We start from the raw sequence: 5,058 nt of genomic DNA, 5'->3' as shown, positions 1-5,058 counted from the left end.
CGGTCCTCGCGGTCGGCACCCTGCGCCGCGACGAAGGCGGTCTGCGGCGGTTCCTGCTGTCGGCCGGTGAACTGTTCGTCCGCGGTGTCGCGGTGGACTTCACACCGTTCCACGGGGGTGTCCCGGCCTACCGGGACCTGCCGACCTACGCGTTCCAGCACAAGCGGTACTGGCTGGAGGCATCCACAACGAGCGGTGATGTGAGTGCGGCGGGGCTGCGCAGCGCGGAACATCCGCTGCTGGGAGCCGCACTGCCGTTGGCGGACGCGCAGGGGTATCTGTTCACCGGGCGGCTGTCGCTGAGAGCACATCCGTGGCTGGCGGACCACGCCGTGAACGGGACGGTACTGCTGCCGGGCACGGCCTTCCTGGAACTGGCACAGCACGCGGGAACACAACTCGGCTGCGCCACGGTCGAGGAGCTGACCCTGGAGGCACCACTCGTCCTGCCCGACCACGGCGGACTCGCGATCCAGGTCGTGGTCGCCGCCCCCGACACGGACGGCAGCCGACGACTGACAATCCACGGCAAGGCCGAGGACGCACCCACCGACCAGGAATGGACCCGCTACGCGGGCGGCACACTCGCCGAGGCGAGCGCACCCGTCGACTTCGCCGCTCGTGCCTGGCCCCCGGCCGGGGCCGAGGCGATCGACCTCGACGGCTACTACGGCCGCATGGCCGGCAACGGCTTCGTCTACGGCCCGGCCTTCCAAGGGCTGCGCGCCGCCTGGCGGCAGGGCGACACCCTGTTCGCCGAGGTCGCGCTCCTTGACGAGCAGGCCGACGACGCCGACGCGTACGGTCTGCACCCCGCACTGCTGGACGCGGCGCTCCAGGCCGCGGGCCTGGGCGCGTTCTTCTCCGACGACGAGGCGCGGCTGCCGTTCGCCTGGCGTGGGGTCTCCCTGCTGGCGTCCGGCGCCGACGTGCTGCGCGTCCGGGTCCGCCCGGACGGACCCGACTCGATCACGATCGCGGCCGCCGACGAGTCCGGCGAGCCCGTCGTGACCGTCGGCTCGCTGGTGGTCCGCCCGCTCAACCCGGCTCTGTTCCGCGCCTCTCGCGAGCTCCCGTACCACTTCCAGTGGCCGGTTCTGGCGCTGGACACCGACCGTACGCACCCGGAGCCTGAGGTGTTCGCCGTCGGCGCCGGCTCGGCGCACGAGGTGACCGCGCAGGTGCTCGCCCGGCTGCAGGCCGCGCTCGCCGAGGACGGCACGCTGGTCGTCCGTACCGAAGCGGCCGTGGCCACCGAGCCGGACGCGAACGTGAATCCCGCGCACGCCGCGGTATGGGGCCTGGTCCGCTCCGCACAGGCGGAGCACCCCGACCGCTTCGTACTGATCGACTCCGACGGGGCGTCCGACCACCTGGTGGCCGCCGCCGCGGCGACCGGCGAACCGCAGCTCGTGCTCCGTGACGGCGTCGCCCACCGGCCGGTCCTGACCCGTGCCGGCACCGGGGACACCCTGCTGCCGCCCGCCGACGGCACGCCCGCGTGGCTGCTGGGCACCACGGAACGCGGCACGTTGGAGAACCTGGCGCTGCTGCCCGCGCCCGAGCTGCTGGCCCCGCCGGCCGACAACGAGGTGCGCATCGAGGTCCGCGCCGCCGGCATGAACTTCCGCGACGCGCTCAACGCCCTCGGCCTGCTCCCCGGCGAGCCGGGCCCGTTGGGCATCGAGGCCGCCGGTGTCGTCACCGCGACCGGGCCGGGCGTCACCGGCCTCGCGGTCGGGGACCGGGTCTTCGGTGTGTTCGCCGGCTGCTACGGGCCGGTCGCGGTCGCCGACCGGCGGTTGCTGGCCGGGATGCCCGCGGACTGGACCTTCGAACAGGCCGCCGCCGCGCCCGTGGTCTTCCTCACCGCCTACCGCGGACTGGTCGACCTGGCCGGCCTGAAGGCCGGCGAGACGGTCCTTGTGCACGCCGCCGCGGGCGGCGTCGGTATGGCCGCCGTCCAACTCGCCCGCCACCTCGGCGCCGAGGTCTACGGCACGGCCGGCACCGGCAAGTGGGGGGCGACCGGTCTCGACGCCGACCACCTGGCCTCCTCCCGTACGGCCGACTTCGAGAGCGCCTTCCTCGCCGCCACCGGCGGCAGGGGTGTGGACGTCGTCCTCAACTCCCTCACCGGCGAGCTGATCGACGCCTCGCTGCGCCTGCTGCCCCGCGGCGGACGCTTCATCGAGATGGGCAAGACCGACCTCCGCGACCCCGAGCAGGTGGCGGCCACGTACGAGGGCGTGCGCTACCGCGACTTCGAGCTGATGGACGCCGGCCCCGACCGGATCCAGGCGATGCTGACCGAGGTGCTCGCCCTCTTCGAGCAGGGCGTGCTGACGCCGCTGCCGACCCGCAGCTGGGACCTGCGCCGCGCCCCCGAGGCGATGCGCTTCCTCAGCCAGGCCAGGCACGTCGGCAAGCTCGTCCTCATCCCGCCTCGTCGGCTCGACCCCGAGCGCGCCGTCCTGTTCACCGGCGGCAGCGGTGTGCTGGCCGGGCTCGTCGCCGAACACCTCGTGGCCGAGCACGGCATCCGCCACCTGGTCATGCTCAGCCGCAGCGGCGCCGCCCCGGAGATCGCCGGCGCCGACGTCCGCTCCGTCGCCTGCGACGTCTCCGACCGGGACGCGCTGGCCGAGGTGCTGAACACGCTGGACCGGCCGCTGACCGCGGTCGTACACACCGCGGGCGTCCTCGACGACGGCGTCCTGGCCGACCTCACGCCCGAACGCCTCGACCGGGTCTTCCGGGCCAAGGTCGACGCCGCTCTCCACCTGCACGAGTTGACGCGGGACCAGGACCTGGCCGCGTTCGTGCTGTTCTCCTCGGCGGCGGGCAGCTTCGGCGCCCCCGGCCAGGCCAACTACGCCGCGGCCAACGCCTTCCTCGACGGCCTCGCCCAGCACCGGCGGGCGCAGGGGCTGCCCGCCCAGTCGATGGCCTGGGGCATGTGGACGCAGCGCAGCGGCCTGACCGCGCGGCTGGACGACGGCGACGTCGCCCGGATGGCCCGGTCCGGCATGACGCCGCTCTCCTCGGAGCAGGGCCTCGCCCTGTTCGACGCCGCCCTGGCGACGGACCTCGCGGCCCCCGTCATGGTCCGTGTCGACCACGACGCGCTGCGCCGGCGGGAGGAGACCCTGCCCCCCGTGCTGCGCGGCCTGGTGCGCGCGCCCGTGCGGCGGGCGGCCACCGGCGCGGGCGCCGGATCGTCCCTCGGGGACCGGCTCGCGGCCATGCCTGAGCCGGAGCGGCAGCGGTGCGTCCTCGACCTGGTGCGCAGCGCCGCGGCCGTGGTCCTCGGCCATGTCACTCCGGACCTGGTCGAGGCCGGCAGGACCTTCCGCGAGCTGGGCTTCGACTCGCTCACCGCGGTGGAGCTGCGCAACCGGCTGACGAAGGCCACCGGCCTGAAGCTGCCGGCCACCCTGGTCTTCGACTACCCGACCCCCGCGGTCCTGGGTGCCCACCTCCTCGCCGAGCTGGCGGGCACCCGTACCGCCGTGGCCGCCCCGGTGGCCGCGGCCTCCGACGAGCCGATCGCCATCGTCGCCATGGGCTGCCGGTTCCCCGGTGGCGTCAGCACCCCCGAGGAGCTGTGGGAGCTGCTGGCAACGGGTGGTGACGCGATCACCGGGCTGCCCACCGACCGTGGCTGGAACGTCAGCCGCCTCTACGACGCGGACCCCGACCGCGCGGGCACCTCGTACGTGCGGGAGGGCGGCTTCCTCGACGCCGTGGGCGAGTTCGACGCGGGCTTCTTCGGCATCTCGCCGCGCGAGGCGCTGGCCATGGACCCGCAGCAGCGGTTGCTCCTGGAGACCAGCTGGGAGGCGTTCGAGCGGGCCGGCATCGACCCGGCCTCGCTCAAGGGCACGCCCGGCGGCGTCTTCATGGGCACCAACAGCCAGGACTACATCACCCTGCTGGCCGGGTCCCCGGAAGCCGGCGAAGGCTACATCGCCACCGGCAACTCGGCGAGCGTCGTCTCCGGCCGGCTGGCGTACACCTTCGGCCTGGAGGGGCCCGCGGTCACCGTCGACACGGCCTGCTCCTCCTCGCTGGTCGCCCTGCACCTGGCGAGCCAGGCGCTGCGTTCGGGCGAGTGCACCCTCGCGCTCGCCGGCGGTGTCATGGTGATGGCCACACCGGGCGGATTCGTGGAGTTCAGCCGGCAGCGCGGCCTGGCCGCGGACGGCCGGTGCAAGGCCTTCGGGGCCGGCGCCGACGGCTTCGGCATGGCGGAGGGCGCCGGTGTTCTGCTGCTGGAGCGGCTGTCGGACGCCCGTCGTCACGGGCACCCGGTGCTCGCGGTGATCCGCGGCAGCGCGGTGAACCAGGACGGCGCGTCCAACGGGCTGACCGCCCCCAACGGCCCGTCGCAGCAGCGCGTCATCCGGCAGGCACTGGCCAATGCCGGGCTGAAGCCCTCCGACGTGGACGTGGTGGAGGCGCACGGCACGGGTACGTCACTGGGCGACCCGATCGAGGCGCAGGCCCTGCTGGCCACCTACGGCCAGGACCGCGACCGGCCGCTGTGGCTGGGCTCGCTGAAGTCCAACATCGGCCACACCCAGGCCGCCGCGGGCGTCGCCGGTGTCATCAAGATGGTGCTGGCGATGCGGCACGGCATGCTCCCCAGAACCCTGCACGCCGACGAGCCGTCGTCGCACGTCGACTGGTCGGCGGGCCGGGTGGAGCTGTTGACCGAGGCCCGTGAGTGGCCCGACGGGAACGGCCCGCGCCGGGCCGGTGTGTCGTCGTTCGGCATCAGCGGCACCAACGCGCACGCGATCATCGAGTCGGTGCCCCCGGCCGCCGCGCCGGTCGCCCCGCCCGCCACGGTCGTGCCGTGGCTGCTGTCGGGCCGGACGCCGGAGGCCGTGGTGGCCCTGGCCGAGCGGCTGCGGCCGCTGGCCGGCGAGAACCCCGTGGACGTCGGCCACACCCTGGCGACCCGCACCGCGTTCGAGTACCGCTCGGTCGTCGTCGGCCGGGACACCGAGGACTGGACGGCCGGCCTGGCCGCCCTCGACCGCCCGGTCGCCG

1 protein-coding gene is annotated in these 5,058 nt (G+C 74.5%); it reads left to right on the top strand.

The genetic code is table 11. The features are described 5' to 3' along the window. Positions 1-5,058 (top strand): SDR family NAD(P)-dependent oxidoreductase (locus KUM32_RS35525; protein ID WP_217146050.1); only part of this gene is annotated, 5,058 nt, incomplete at both ends.

It is taken from the genome of Streptomyces sp. AC627_RSS907, from assembly GCF_019049165.1.
The sequence above is the reverse complement of the archived record's forward strand: the minus strand, read 5'-3'. Positions and strand labels throughout refer to the sequence as shown.